This window comes from Streptomyces sp. GSL17-111 (genome assembly GCF_037911585.1).
Lineage (GTDB): Bacteria > Actinomycetota > Actinomycetes > Streptomycetales > Streptomycetaceae > Streptomyces.
On sequence record NZ_JBAJNS010000001.1, the window covers coordinates 4,878,495 to 4,892,304 of the forward strand.

General features: G+C 72.7%; 13 protein-coding genes. 11 read left to right on the forward strand and 2 right to left on the reverse strand.

Annotation, left to right across the window (positions count from 1 at the left end; translation table 11 throughout):
* Window positions 1-14: 14 nt before the first annotated feature.
* Window positions 15-1,934: an anthranilate synthase family protein gene (locus V6D49_RS21740; protein ID WP_340562132.1), complete on the reverse strand. Its 1,920-nt coding sequence runs from the start codon at window positions 1,932-1,934 to the stop codon at window positions 15-17.
* 314 nt (window positions 1,935-2,248) lie between these two features.
* On the opposite strand from V6D49_RS21740, the gene V6D49_RS21745 reads away from it, so the two are divergent.
* From V6D49_RS21745 to V6D49_RS21755, 3 genes are all read left to right on the forward strand, one after another.
* Window positions 2,249-3,166 (forward strand): NADP-dependent oxidoreductase, encoded by a 918-nt coding sequence (locus V6D49_RS21745; protein WP_340564208.1) that lies wholly within the window; start codon window positions 2,249-2,251, stop codon window positions 3,164-3,166.
* A 249-nt stretch (window positions 3,167-3,415) separates the two neighbouring features.
* Entirely contained in the window at window positions 3,416-4,885 is a 1,470-nt protein-coding gene (locus V6D49_RS21750; protein WP_340562134.1) for an FAD-dependent monooxygenase, read from the forward strand.
* 112 nt (window positions 4,886-4,997) lie between these two features.
* A complete protein-coding gene (locus V6D49_RS21755; protein ID WP_340562136.1) occupies window positions 4,998-6,155 on the forward strand; it encodes an alkaline phosphatase PhoX in 1,158 nt (385 codons plus the stop codon).
* Window positions 6,156-6,221: 66 nt separating this feature from the next.
* Here the strand turns inward: V6D49_RS21755 and V6D49_RS21760 are convergent, their stop codons facing one another.
* On the reverse strand, window positions 6,222-6,722 hold the full coding sequence (locus V6D49_RS21760) for a DUF1203 domain-containing protein (protein ID WP_340562138.1): 501 nt from the start codon (window positions 6,720-6,722) through the stop codon (window positions 6,222-6,224).
* 383 nt (window positions 6,723-7,105) lie between these two features.
* Here V6D49_RS21760 and V6D49_RS21765 point away from each other — a divergent pair, with 383 nt between their 5' ends.
* The 8 genes from V6D49_RS21765 (at window position 7,106) to V6D49_RS21800 (ending at window position 13,758) form a co-directional block, all read left to right on the forward strand.
* On the forward strand, window positions 7,106-8,299 hold the full coding sequence (locus V6D49_RS21765) for an ATP-binding protein (protein ID WP_340562140.1): 1,194 nt from the start codon (window positions 7,106-7,108) through the stop codon (window positions 8,297-8,299).
* On the forward strand, window positions 8,296-8,697 hold the full coding sequence (locus tag V6D49_RS21770; protein ID WP_340562142.1) for a roadblock/LC7 domain-containing protein: 402 nt from the start codon (window positions 8,296-8,298) through the stop codon (window positions 8,695-8,697). Before V6D49_RS21765 ends, V6D49_RS21770 begins: the two co-directional genes overlap by 4 nt.
* Window positions 8,694-9,071 carry a DUF742 domain-containing protein gene (locus V6D49_RS21775; protein ID WP_340562143.1) on the forward strand — a complete coding sequence of 126 codons (378 nt, stop codon included), beginning with the start codon at window positions 8,694-8,696 and terminating at the stop codon, window positions 9,069-9,071. The genes V6D49_RS21770 and V6D49_RS21775 overlap by 4 nt, the downstream gene beginning before the upstream one ends.
* A complete protein-coding gene (locus V6D49_RS21780; RefSeq protein ID WP_340562145.1) occupies window positions 9,046-9,636 on the forward strand; it encodes a GTP-binding protein in 591 nt (196 codons plus the stop codon). Before V6D49_RS21775 ends, V6D49_RS21780 begins: the two co-directional genes overlap by 26 nt.
* 10 nt (window positions 9,637-9,646) lie before the next feature.
* Window positions 9,647-11,032, forward strand: a complete 1,386-nt coding sequence (locus V6D49_RS21785; protein ID WP_340562147.1) for a cytochrome P450 — start codon at window positions 9,647-9,649, stop codon at window positions 11,030-11,032.
* Window positions 11,033-11,156: 124 nt separating this feature from the next.
* On the forward strand, window positions 11,157-12,419 hold the full coding sequence (locus V6D49_RS21790) for a cytochrome P450 (RefSeq protein WP_340562149.1): 1,263 nt from the start codon (window positions 11,157-11,159) through the stop codon (window positions 12,417-12,419).
* Window positions 12,420-12,547: 128 nt separating this feature from the next.
* The gene (locus V6D49_RS21795) at window positions 12,548-13,321 is read left to right on the forward strand and encodes an enoyl-CoA hydratase/isomerase family protein (protein WP_340562151.1); all 774 of its coding nucleotides are present in this window, start codon (window positions 12,548-12,550) and stop codon (window positions 13,319-13,321) included.
* An 86-nt stretch (window positions 13,322-13,407) separates the two neighbouring features.
* The gene (locus tag V6D49_RS21800; RefSeq protein WP_340562153.1) at window positions 13,408-13,758 is read left to right on the forward strand and encodes a hypothetical protein; all 351 of its coding nucleotides are present in this window, start codon (window positions 13,408-13,410) and stop codon (window positions 13,756-13,758) included.
* Window positions 13,759-13,810: the final 52 nt, after the last annotated feature.

Here is a 13,810-nt window from a genome sequence, read left to right on the forward strand (position 1 = left end):
TCCCGCAGCCGCCCCTACACCCGCACCGACGCCAGGAGTTCGGTGACGATCGCCGAACCCGCCGACGTGAGCACCGACTCCGGGTGGAACTGCACCCCCGCGAAGCCCGGACCACGCAGCGCGTGCACGTCGCCGGTGCGCGCGTCCCGGCTCAGCTCGACGCCGTCCAGCGCCAGCCGCTCGGCCACGGACGCGTCGCAGCGGGCGGTGAAGGAGTTGTAGAAGCCGACCGTGCGGGACCGCCCGAACAGCTCGATGCGCTCCTGCGCCCCCTGCAACGGCACCTCCTTGCGGACCAGCTCCAGCCCCAGCTCCGCCGCGAGCAGCTCCTGGCCCAGGCACACCCCGAGCACGCCGTGCGGGTGCCCGCGCAGCAGCTCACCGGCGAGCGACCGCAGGAACCGCATCTTCGCGTGCCCGGAGTCCGACGGGTCGCCCGGTCCGGGCCCGAGGACGACCGGGCCCCGGTGGCCGAGGGCGGACTCCCGCACCCCCGGCTCGTCGAACCGCCGCACCGCAACGTCCAGGCCCGTGAAGCGCAGCAGGTGGGCCAGCATCGAGGTGAACGTGTCCTCCGCGTCGATCACCAGCGCCGTCCCGCGCAGCGGGCCGCGCTCCTCCTCGGTCCGCATCCGCAGCCAGAACGGGGCGAGGTCCGCCCGCCGCCGCGCCAGCGCGGCCCGCACGCGCGGATCGTCCGCCAGCCGGACCTCCGGGCCCTCCGGACGGGGGCGTCCGGCCCGGACGCCGAGCGCCGTCAGCACCCCGGCGGCCTTCGCGTGCGTCTCCGCGACCTCGCTCGCCGGGTCGGAGTCGCGGACGAGCGTGGCGCCCACCGGCACCCGCAGCCGTCCGCTCGCCGCGTCGATCTCGGCCGTGCGGATGAGGATGGGGGAGTCCAGCGTCTGCGCCCCGCCCGCGTCCCGGCCCAGCAGCGCCAGCGCCCCCGCGTAGTAGCGTCGGCCGCCGCTCTCGTAGCGCCGGATCACCCGGCAGGCGTTCTCCACCGGGCTGCCGGTGACGGTCGCCGCGAACATCGTCTCGCGCAGCACCTCGCGGGCGTCCAGCGTGCTGCGGCCGCGCAACTCGTACTCGGTGTGGGCCAGATGGGCCATCTCCTTGAGTCGGGGGCCGACCACCACCCCACCCATGTCGCCGACCGTGCACATCATCTTGAGCTCCTCGTCGACGACCATCGACAGCTCCGCCGTCTCCTTGCCGTCCGCCAGGAACTCCAGCAGCCCCTCGGCACCAGGCCCTTCGGCCGGATAGCGGTAGGTGCCGCTGATGGGGTTCATCACCACCGTGCCGCCGCTCATCCGCACGTGCACCTCGGGGCTCGCCCCGACCAGCGTCCGCTCCCCGGTGTGCACGACGAAGGTCCAGTACGCGCCGCGCTCCCCGGCCAGCAGCCGGCGGAACAGGGCCAGCGCGTCCCGTGGCCCGTACTTGGCGCCGTGGGGGCCGTCGCCGGTGCGGTCGTGGGCACGCTCGACGAAGCCCTCGAACGTCCGGCGCACGACGAAGTTGGCGCCCTCGCCCGTCCCGATCTCGTCCCGCACGACGCGCCGCACCACCTCCTCGTAGGTGGCGTCGTCCACGTCGAACGCCCCGTCCCGCACGTGCACCGGGTGGGCGGGCAGGGCCGCCATCGCCTCCGCGACGGGCACCTCGTGGCGTTTCCGGGGCACCAGCACGCTGAGCGGCGTCCCGTCGTCGGCGACGCTGAACCCGCGCTCCCTGATCTGCCGGAAGGGGACGAGCGCCAGCGCGCCGAGGCCGTCGTCCGGGATCTCGGCCAGCCGCTCGACCTCCCGGACCTCCCCGACGAGCACCTCCACCACGTCCCGCTCCAGCCCCGGCGTCCTGCGGCGCAGCAGCGCGAAGGGGCGGGCGTGCCCGTCGAGCTCGTCGAGCAGTCTCTCGATCACCATCGGTCTTCTTCCTTCCGTGCCCGGAGGAGGAAGCGACCCGTGCCGTCAACGCGCGAAGGCCGCCCCTCGGGCGGCCTTCGCGTCTGGTCCTGGGGTACGCGCAGTCAGGTGGCCGCCGGATGAGCGGGCCACCACCAGTCGGTGTGCGTCTGCGCGAACATGCCCGCACCCTACCGTCCGCCGCCGACCGGACGCGGGACGCGTCCGCATCCCGGTCGGCCCGGCGTGTTTGACCTGTGGGGATGCGGCAAACCGAGACGGAACGGATCGCGACGGAAGGCGTGAGGATGAGCGAGGACACCGGCGGCAGCACGATGCGGGCGATGACCTACGACCGGTTCGGCGGAACCGAGGTCCTGTCCGGGACGCGGCAGCCACGGCCCAGGGTGGCCCCGGGGGAGGTGCTCGTGCGGGTGCGCTGCGCGGCGGTCAACCCGGTCGACTGGAAGATCATGTCCGGGGGCCTGAAGGACATGATCGACACGGTCTTCCCCGTCGTCCCCGGGTGGGACGTCGCGGGCGTCGTCGAGCAGGTGGGCATCGACGTGCCCGAGTGCGCGGTCGGCGACGAGGTGATCGCCTACGCCCGCAAGGACCACGTGCACGGCGGCACCTTCGCGGAGTACGTCTCCGTACCCGTGCGCTGCCTGGCGCCCCGGCCGACCGCGCTCTCCTGGGAGCAGTCGGCGGGGCTGCCGCTGGCCGGGCTCACCGCCTACCAGACCCTCGTCCGCCTCGGCACCGGGGAGGGCGACACCGTCCTGATCCACAACGCGGCCGGGGGTGTGGGGTCGCTCGCCGTGCAGATCGCGCGGACCCTCGGCGCCCGGGTCATCGGCACGGCCTCGCCGGCCAACCACGACCGGCTGCGGGAGCTGGGTGCCGAGCCCGTCGCCTACGGCGAGGGGCTGGTCGAGCGGGTCCGTGCCCTCGCCCCGGAGGGCGCCGACGTCGTAGCCGACTTCGTCGGCGGTGTCCTCGACGCGACCGTGGGCGCCCTGGCCGAGGGCGGCCGGCACGCCTCCGTCGCCGACCCCGCCGTCCTGGAGCGGGGCGGGCAGTGGATGTGGGTGCGGCCCAGCCGGGCGGACCTCAGCGCCCTCGCCGCGCTGGCCGACGAGGGGCGGCTGACCGTCCCGGTGGCCGAGGTCTTCCCCCTCGACCGGCTGGCCGAGGCCTTCGCGCTGAACCAGGCGGGCCACACCCCCGGGAAGATCGTCGTCGTTCCCTGACGCCGAGCGGGCGCACCCGCACATGGCAGGGGCCCGCACGTGACAAAAGCCCGCACATGACAAAAGCAAGGAGGCTTCCCGCTCTCCTTGCCATGCTCAACGTATAGCGCACCGGGGGCCTTGCGGCAAGGCCCCCGGTGTGGCGCAGAATCTCCAGCCGACACCGGAAACCACGGGAATCGGCCCTTCATCCGCATTCATATGTTTGATGGCGGTATGGCCGAACCCGCTTTCTCATCAGGGGGATTCATGCCGGACGTGATCGTGGTCGGCGCCGGGCCGACCGGGCTGATGCTCGCCGCGGAGCTGCGGCTGCACGGGGTGCGGGTGCTCGTGCTGGAGAAGGACGCGGAGCCGACCCGCCAGGTCCGCGCGCTCGGTCTGCACATGCGCAGCATCGAGGTGATGGACCAACGCGGTCTGCTGGAGCGGTTCCTCGCGCACGGACGGCGGTACCCCGTCGGCGGTGTGTTCGCGGGCATCGCGAAGCCGCAGCCGGCGGGCCTGGACTCCGCGCACGCCTACCTCCTCGGCATCCCGCAGACCGTCACCGAGCGGCTGCTGACCGAGCACGCCACCGGGCTCGGCGCCGAGCTCCGGCGCGACCGCGCCCTGGTGGGGCTCGCGCAGGACGACGAGGGAGTGACCGCCGAGCTCGCGGACGGCACCCGGCTGCGGGCCGGATACCTCGTCGGCTGTGACGGCGGACGCAGTACCGTGCGCAGGCTGCTCGGCATCGGCTTCCCCGGCGAGCCCGCCCGCGCGCAGTGGCTGCTGGGCGAACTGGAGGCGGCCGTCCCTCCGGACGAACTGACCGCCGCGGTGGCCGAGCTGGGGACGACGCGCCTGATGTGCGGGCCCGCCCCGCACGAGGAGGGGGTCTTCCGCTTCGTCGTGCGCACCGCCGGGGTGGCCGAGGACCGGACCGTCGCGCCGACCCTGGAGGAGTTCACGCGGCGGCTGCGGGAGCTCGCCGGAACGGACTTCGGCGTGCACACGCCGCGCTTCCTGACCCGTTTCGGTGACGCCACCCGGCTCGCCGAGCGGTACCGCGTGGGCCGTGTCCTGCTGGCCGGCGACGCCGCGCACGTGCACCCGCCGATGGGCGGGCAGGGCCTCAACCTCGGTCTCCAGGACGCGTTCAACCTCGGCTGGAAGCTGGCGGCCGAGGTGGCCGGACGGGCACCGGAGGGGCTGCTGGACAGCTACGCGGCCGAGCGGCGCCCGGTCGCCGCCGACGTGCTGGACAACACCCGCGCGCAGAGCGAGCTGCTGTCCCCGGGCCCCGGGGCCCGCGCGGTGCGCCGGCTGTTCTCCGAGCTGATGGACATCGAGGAGGTCAACCGCCACCTCGTCGAGAAGATCGCGGCGATCGGCATCCGGTACGACCTGGGGGAGGAGCACCCGCTGGTCGGCCGGCGGATGCGGGACGTGCCGCTGGGGCGGGAGCGCCTCTACGAGCGACTGCGCGGCGGCCGTGGGCTGCTGCTCGACCGGACCGGCCGGCTCTCGGCGGCCGGCTGGACGGACCGCGTCGACCGGGCCGAGTACGACGGCACCGGGGGCGGGGGCGGTGCCGCGGCCGTCGGGGTACTCGGCCCCGCCTCCGACGTGCCCGCCGCGCTGGTGCGGCCCGACGGCCACGTGGCGTGGGTCGGCACGCACCAGCGGGAGCTGGAGGGCCGCCTGCACACCTGGTTCGGCGCGCCCACCGACTGAGCGCACCACCCCCGTCGCGCGGCGTTCACCGGGCTTTCGCCGCAACCCCCCTGTACGGAGCAGGATCCCTGCGGCACTGTGGCACGGCATCGGTCTGACTGGGGAGTAACTTATGCAGCGTCGTGTCTTCCTCCGCGCCGCCTCCGCCGGAGCGGGCGCCGTCGCCGTGTCGGGCGTCCTGTGGCAGGGCGCCGCGACGGCGTCCGCCGCGGCCGTCCCGGGCGCCGGCCCCTACGGCCCCCTCCTGCCGCCCGACCGCAACGGTGTCGCCCTGCCGCAGGGCTTCACCAGCCGGGTGGTGGCCCGTTCGGGACGGCCCGTCGGCGGCATCCTGTGGCACGGCGCGCCCGACGGCGGGGCCTGCTTCCCCGACGGGGACGGGTGGATCTACGTGTCCAACTCCGAACTCCCCCTCATCGGCGGGGTCTCGGCGATCCGTTTCCGCGCCGACGGCTCCGTCGACCGGGCCTACCGCACCCTGTGGGGCACGACCCTCAACTGCGCGGGCGGCGCCACCCCGTGGCAGACCTGGCTGTCCTGCGAGGAGACCTGGCGCGGCAAGGTCTTCGAGACCGACCCCTACGGCCGTCGCGAGGCCGTCGCCCGCCCGGCGATGGGCCGCTTCAAGCACGAGGCGGCGGCCTGCGACCCCGAACGGCAGGTCGTCTACCTCACCGAGGACGAGGAGGACGGCTGCTTCTACCGCTTCGCCCCCGAGCGCTGGGGCGACCTGTCCGCCGGGCGGCTCGACGTCCTGTGCGCCACGCCGGACGGCGAGGGCGTCGAGTGGCGGCGCGTCCCGGACCCGGACGCGTGGATCTTCGGCCCGCAGACCCGGCACCAGGTCGCCGGGGCCCGCCACTTCGACGGCGGCGAGGGCTGCCACTACCACGACGGCGTCTGCTACTTCACCACCAAGGGCGACGGCCGCGTCTGGGCCTACGACGCCCGCCGCGAGGAGCTCGGCGTCGTCTACGACGGCCGTGCCGACGGCGGCACGCTGGACGGCGTCGACAACGTCACCGGCACGGCGGGCGGGGACCTCTACGTCGCCGAGGACGGCGGCAACATGGAGATCAACATCATCACCCCCGACGGCGTCGTGGCGCCGGTCGTGCGGGTCGACGGGCACGAGGAGTCCGAGATCACCGGGCCGGCCTTCTCCCCGGACGGCTCCCGGCTCTACTTCTCCTCCCAGCGTGGCGCGTCGGGCTTCGTCGCCGGGACGGACGGCGTCACCTACGAGGTGCGCGGGCCCTTCCGCCGCTGACCCCCGGCGCCACGCACCCCGTCGCCCGCGCCCCCGCCACCCGCTCCTCCCGTCACCCGGTCGTCCTCACGGCCGGGTGACGGCGTAGTGGAAGCACCCGTACTCGACGGCACGGACGTGGACCAGCGCCGTGCCGGGGAGGGCGAACGCCTCGGCGAAGGCGGCGTCCAGGGCGGGGGCGGGCTCGTCGGGCAGCGTCAGCAGGCGCCCTCCGGCGATACGCCCGGCCGTGTCGTACCGCCGCAGGACGCGCAACGCCCCGGGCCTGCTGAACGGGTAGCCGGACGTCCCCGGATCCGGCCCCGGACAGGGGTCGGCGTGGATGAAGACGGGACCCTGCTCGTCGTACGGGCCGGGGTCGGCGCCGGTGCGGGCGGCCCACCGCCGTAGCGGGGCGTAGGTCAGCAGCACGACGCGCTCGCCCGGAAGCGCCGGGCGCAGGCAGCAGCGCAGCGGCTCACCGCCCTCGTCGCCGGTGGCCGGTCGGGGGCGGTGGCCGGCGTCGTCCCGCCGCCGCAGTGCGGTCAGCGTCGCCTCCGGGATGGGCAGTGCGGTGTAGGTCTTCATGCGCCGAGTCTGCGTGCGGCCCGGGGTCCGGCGCTCGCGGGATACGGACGTCGAGTCGGGGGAAACGTGGGTGAACTCGTCCCGCTCCGGGGGTGTCGGCCCCCGGGTCCGCGTGGGGGAAATGCCAGCATTGCGGACGGCCCGTCAACCACACGTGTAGGACACGTAGTTGTCACATGCCGACCCCCCGTCGGGTGATACGATCACCGAACTTTGTCGACCTGCCCGAGGGGGCCCCAAAGCCCAACCGCCCCCCGTGCGCTGCGTCGGCAAGACGAGTGAATGCCTCCAGGCCAGGGGGCGCCGTCCGGGCGCTGGATTCGGTGCGCCGATCCTGCTCAAGCGTCCAGCGCCTGGCGGTCCAGTCGCTTGAAGAGAGTCTTATGACGCAATACATCCAGGACCCCGCAGTCTGGGGCCTCGCCGTCGGCGCTCCCCTCGCCGTGACAGCCATCGTGCGAGGCAGGAGGACCGCCAAGAGACTGCGGAAGGAACAGAGCGAACTCAGGGAGCACTACGCCGGACTGGAGCACCAGTACTCCGCGTCGGTCGAGGACGCCAAGCTTCGGGCGGAAGAGGAAACGAAAAGCGCACTCAAGGCCGCCATGCGAACGCTTCAGGGCCTCGCCGGCGAGCAGCAGCTGGTCATTTCCAAACTTCAGGGCAAATACGGGGAGTCGGCGATTCTCCAGGACCTGATGGAAATCGATCACACGAATTCACAGTTCGGACGGCGCGCGCAGTCCATCGCCGTTCTCTGTGACGGCTGGCTGGGCCGGCAACGGGCCGTCGCGTCCGTTTATGACGTCGTGCGCAGCGCGAAGGGCCGCATCCGTCACTTCAAGCGGGTGGAGATCCGTTCGCAGACCGGCTTCGCCATCGTCAGCCGTGCCGTGGAGCCGATAGCGGTAGCCCTGGCCGAACTGCTGGACAACGCGACCAGCTACTCGGCGCCGGAGACGATGATCGAGATCAACATCCGGTCCGTGCCCAAGGGCGTCTGCATCATCATCGACGACGCGGGCGTCGGTATGAACGAGGAGGAGAAGGAGCGCGCCACCGGGCTCCTCTCCGGCCAGCGGTCCTCCGGCGTGGCCGGTCTGGGTAACCCGCCGCAGTTCGGGTTCGCCGTGATCGGCGTGCTCGCCGCCCAGTACGGGTTCAACGTCTCCGTCGACTCCACCTCGCCCTACGGCGGTGTGCGGGCCGTGGTGCTCCTGCCCGACGACCTGCTCACGAGCATGCCCGAAGCGAAGGAGCCGCCCGTGGCAGCAGCACCCGCACCGGCACCCGGCCCCGTGCCCGGCCCGCGGTCCGCGGGGCCCGAGCCGGCGGCCCCGCTCGCGACCACCTCCGGCGGTCTCCCCAAGCGCCGCAGGCGCGGCGCCATGGCGATCGTGCCGGACCCGGCCGGCGGCGAGGCCGACGGCACCCCCCACCGCTCACAGGAGGAGACCGCCTCGATCATGGGCGCCTTCCAGCGCGGTACCCGATCCGGTCGCGCGGTCCCCACCACCGACGCGGCCGACCCAGGCAATCCAAGCCACGCGAACAGCGAAGGGCATGGCGTTCAGTGAACAACGACATCTCGTGGATGCTTGACAGCGCCCTGGAGGTACCCGGGGCCCGTCACGCCATCCTGGTCTCCGCCGACGGCCTGCTGATGGCACGCTCGAACGAGGTCGACAAGGACCACGCGGACACCGTCGCCGCGGCGATGAGCGGCATGCAGTCGCTCAGCCGTACGGTGGCGAGCTTCTGCGGCACCCCGCACCTACGGTGGCGTCAGACGCTCGTCGAGTTCGACGGCGGCTGGGTCTTCCTCATCTCCGCCGGCGAGGGGGCCTACCTGGCCGTGTCGGCCGCCCCGGACGTCGACATGGCGGACATCACCTTCCGGATGCAGCAGCTCGTCGGACAGCTCGGCAAGGCGATGTCCACGCCGCCGCGCGAGAACACCGGCCAGCTCTCATGATCGACCCTGGTGAGCAGGAGCCGGAGGCGGCGGAATTAGTCCGACCGTATGTGATCACCGATGGCCGCGGTCTTCCGGAGGACGACCGATTCAGTCTGATCACCCTGGTCACCGCTTCCGCCGATCACGAACAGCGCATGGTACGGCTCTCCCCGGAGAAGCGGGCGGTGCTGGAGCTGTGCGCGGGAGGCTACCTTTCCGTCGCCGAGATCGCGGGGCACATGCGGCTCCCGGTCGGCGTCGTGAAGATCCTGCTTTCCGACCTCGCCGACGGCGGATACCTCGTCACCCGTGCTCCGGCGCCCCGCGCCACGCTTGTCGACAGACAGCTGCTTCAGGAGGTACTGGATGGACTCCAGGCCCGTTTTGGATGACGGCGCCTATGTGCGCTCGGCGGTGCAGACGGCGGCGAAGATCCTCGTCGTCGGACACTTCGCGGTGGGCAAGACCACCTTCATCGGAACGATGTCCGAGATTCCTCCGCTGCGCACCGAGGAGACGATGACGCAGGCGGCCGCCGGAGTCGACCACCTGGGCGGCGTCCGGGGCAAGACCACCACCACGGTCGCGATGGACTTCGGCCGTCTCACGATCAACGACCGGCTGGTCCTGTACCTGTTCGGTACCCCCGGTCAGCAGCGGTTCGTCCAGGTGTGGGAAGACATGAGCCGGGGGGCACTGGGAGCACTGATCCTGGTGGACCCCGAGCGACTGGAGGAGTCCTTCCCCGTCATGGACCTCGTCGAGCACTACGGGCTGCCCTACGCGATCGCCGTCAACCGCTTCGACGGCACGCCGGACCGCCCCGACGAGGAACTGCGCGAGGCACTCGACCTGCTTCCGGAGACCCCCGTCGTCGCCTGTGACGCGCGGGACCCGAAGTCGTCGGCGCACTCGCTGATGGTTCTCATCCGCTACCTGCAGACCCGCATCAGCTAGGAGCCCCCCCATGCACCCCCACTCAGACGCCCAGAACCCCCCTCCTGGGTGCCCCGCACACGACGGCGGCGGCGCCGGCGGGCGGATACCGCTGCACGGGCCGGAGTTCGCCGCCGACCCGCAGGCGTTCTACGAGCACCTGCGCAAGTACGGCCCGGCCGCCGACGTCGAGCTCGCGCCGGGCGTGGACGCCGTGCTCGTCACCGAGTACGCCGCCGCGCTGAAGGTGCTGCAGAACACGGACCTCTTCGCCCGCGACTCCCGCCGCTGGCGCGCCCTGAACGACGGCGAGGTCCCCGTGAACAGCCCCGTCCTGCCCATGCTCGCCTACCGTCCGAACTGCCTGTTCTCCGACGGCGCCGAGCACATGAGGCTGCGCCAGGCGGTGACGGACAGCCTCGCGCGGGTGGATTCCCACCGGCTGAGCCGGCACGTCGAGCACGTCTCCGCCTACCTGGTCAACCAGTTCTGCGAGCGCGGCACCGCCGACCTGCTCGCCGAGTACGCCAAGCTGGTCTCGCTGCTCGTCTTCAACGAGCTGTTCGGCTGCCCGGCCGACATCGGCGACCGCCTGGTCTCGGCGATGTCGGACATGTTCGACGGCGTGAACGCGGAGGAGGCCAACGCCGAGCTGACGCAGAGCCTCCTGAGCCTCGTCACCCTCAAGCGCAGGCAGCCCGACGATGACGTCACCTCGTGGCTCATGCGCCACCACGCGGGCCTCTCCGACGAGGAGATGGTGCACCAGCTCGTCACCCTGCTGGGCGGTGGCACCGCCCCGACGCAGAACCTCATCGTCAACGCGATGCGCCTGCTGCTCTCCGACGAGCGGTACTCCGGCGGTCACCACGGCGCCGGACTCCTCGTCGAGGACGCCATCAACGAGGTGCTGTGGAACAGTCCGCCGTTGGCCAACTACGCGGCGCACTACCCGACCCGGGACGTCGACCTGGGCGGCGTGCCGCTCCAGACCGGCGACCTCGTCATGGTCAGCTTCGCCGCGGCGAACACCGACCCGGCCCTGTCCGCCTCCCGCTACACCTTCAGCAAGCGGGCCCACCTGGCCTGGGGCGCGGGTCCGCACGCCTGCCCGGCCAAGGACCCGGCGCAGCTCATCGCCGTCACGGCCATCGAGAAGCTGCTCAACCGGCTGCCGGACGTCGAACTGGCCGTCCCGGCGCATCTGCTGGTCTGGCGTCAGGGAGCCTTCCACCGGGCGCTGCAGAGCCTGCCGGCCCGGTTCGCACCGAGCCGTCCGGAGGGCAGCCCCGCCAACTCCGTGTGGCGCGACGGTGTTCGAGTGGCTCCCACGGCTGCCTCGGCACCCGCCGCGCCGCCGGAGAAGCCCGCGAAGAGCAGCTGGTGGAGCACCTTCCTGTCCTGGCGCAGGCAGTGACAGACCCGTTGCGCAGGGTGTGAGAAAGGCAACGATTCGAAAAACTCGACCGGTTTGGATGAACGTTCGAGCAGAGGGGTAGGTCGCTCCGCGGATTTGATCACATCGCAGATGAGGAGCCTCCGTGGAGCGAACAGCCCTTGCCCCCCGAGTCGACCGGCGGACCGTCGCCGCACTGATCTCCCGACTGCGCTCCGCGAACGGGCAGGCCGACCCCCGGCCCGTCTACGCGAAGCTGCTCGCCCTCGGTCCAGTGGTACCCGCCCCCTGGGGCGGGTACCTGGCGACCTCCTACGAGGCGTGCGACGAGGTGCTGCGGCGCTCCCGGCAGTGGCTCACCCCCGACACCGCCTGGCGGAACCGCCAGGAGAACGCGGCCGAACGCTGGAACAACCCCTCCTCGGTGGAGTGGAGTCGCAGCCTGCCCGGCCTCAACCCCCCTGAACATACGCAACAACGCAGCGTCCCCGCGGGATATTTCGGAAGAACGGCCCTGGAAGCGCTGTACGACCCGATCGAGCGCATATCCGAGCGGTTGCTCGACCGGCTGGAGGAGAAACTGGCCTCCGGAGAGGCGGACTTCGCCACCCTGGTGAGCGAACAGCTCCCCGTCTCCGTCATCGGGCACTGGCTGGGGCTGCCCCCCGAGGACTACGACGAACTGATCGTCCTCACGCACGACCAGGCCCTGCCGCAGGAACTCGTGCCCACCAAGAGCCAGCTCGCCCAGGCAGACCGCTCCGCCATCCGGCTGGGCGAGTACATCGCCGACGTGGTCCGCGCACGCCGCGAGCACCCCGGGGACGACGCCGTCTCCGACTGGCTGCGCATGTGGGACTCCATCGAGCCCGACCGGGAACAGGCCGACCGGAACGTCCACCACCTCGCCAAGTTCGTCGTCATGGCGGCGCTGGAGACGACCTCCTCCGTGCTGTCCACCGTGATCTGGCTGCTCGACCAGAACCCGGAAGCGCGCGCGTGGCTGCGCGCGCACCCGGAGGACGTCCCCACGGCCATCGAGGAGTGCCTGCGCTACGACGCCCCCGTGCACGTCCACGGCCGGATCGCCGCCGAGGACACGGAGCTCGCCGGCGTCCCCGTCGCCCGGGGCGAGATGGTGCACGTCATGATCGGCGCCGCCCACCACGACCCCGTCCAGTTCCCCGACCCCGGGACCTTCGACATCCACCGGGGCGGCTCCCACCTGGCCTTCGGCGGCGGCATCCACTACTGCCTCGGGGCGCCCCTCGCGCGGATGGAGGCCGCCGTCCTCATCCGCGCCGTGCTGCGCCGCTTCCCCACGCTCCGTGTCGCCGCGCCGCCCACGTGGGTCGCGCCCCGCGCCGCCTTCCGGTACCTCGCCTCGCTGCCCGTCGCCGTGCGCTGAGCCGTCCGCCCGCACGCCCCACGCCACCCCCCCCCACACACCACGCCACCCCCCCACACACACCCCCCACACACACCACGCCCCACGCCACCCCCCAGGCCCACGCTCCCCAGAACCAAGGAACCCCTGTGTCCGAACAGCCCTTCCCCGCCGGTGACCTCAAGACCCTCCACGTCGAGCGGGACGGCGCCGTCCTGAACGTCCGGCTGAACCGCCCCGAGGCGGGCAACGCCGTCGACGTCCCCATGCTCGACGACCTCCTCACCGTGCTCGCCGCCGTGCACGACAGCACCGACCTCCGCGTCCTGGTGCTCTCCGGGGCCGGGGACGACTTCTGCCAGGGAGGAGCGCGCGAGGAGTTCGGCACCCTCCTCGACCAGGACCCCACGGGCGCGGGCCTCCACGCACTCGGCGGCAAGGCCCGCCGCGTCTGCGAGGCCCTGGCCAGCGCCCCCGTCGCCACGATCGCCCGGCTGCACGGCAAGGTCATCGGCGCGGGCCTCGGTCTGGCACTCCACTGCGACCTGCGCGTCGCCGCCGAGGGCGCCCGCCTCCGGCTGCCCGAACTCGGCCTCGGTCTGCCCACCGCCTGGGGCGGCGCCCTCCAGCGCCTGCTGTACGAGGTCGGGGCCGCCCGTATCCGCGAACTCATCCTGACCACCCGCATCTTCGACGCCGCCGAGGCCGAGCGGATCGGCGTGGCCCACCGCGTGGTGCCCGACGCGGAGCTGGACAAGGTCGTCGGTCAGTGGACGAAGCCCCTGCTGCGACGCTCCCCGGCCGCCCTGCGCTCGACGAAGGCCCTGCTCAACGCCTACGCCTCCGCCGCCCGTCAGGGCGACCTCACCCTGCTCGACGCCCAGCTGCTGACGTTCTCGGCCGCCGCCCACCACGCGCGGTAGCCGCGCCCCGACCGGCGGAACCCGCCCTCCCTGTCGTTCATCTACCGGGCCGGAAGGGAACACCGGGCCCGACGGAGGGGGATGCCGTGCACCGCGACCGCGAGGACGCCCCGGGAGGCGGCGTCGTGGTGGCCGCCCTGGCCAACCTGCTGATCGGCGTCCTCGCGATCGTCCCCGCCTTCTGTCTGCACTGGCTCGTCGTCGAGTACCCGCTGGTGGACTGCGTCAGCGGGCTCGGCTGCGACAAGGAGGCCGAGGACCACGTGGCCGGGGCCATGGCCGGGGCGGCCGTCGGCGGTGTCGTGGTCCTCGGGGCCCTGCTCGTCGTCGACGTGGCCATGCCCCGTCAGGAGGGCTGGCCGCTGCGCCGCTGGCTCGGTGCCGCCGTCCTAGTGCCCGTCCCCGCCACCCTCGCCCTCACGGCAGGCTGGCTCTGACCCCACCGGGCCGAGGGCGGTGTGGAGGGTGGGTCGGGGCGGGAAGGTGGCT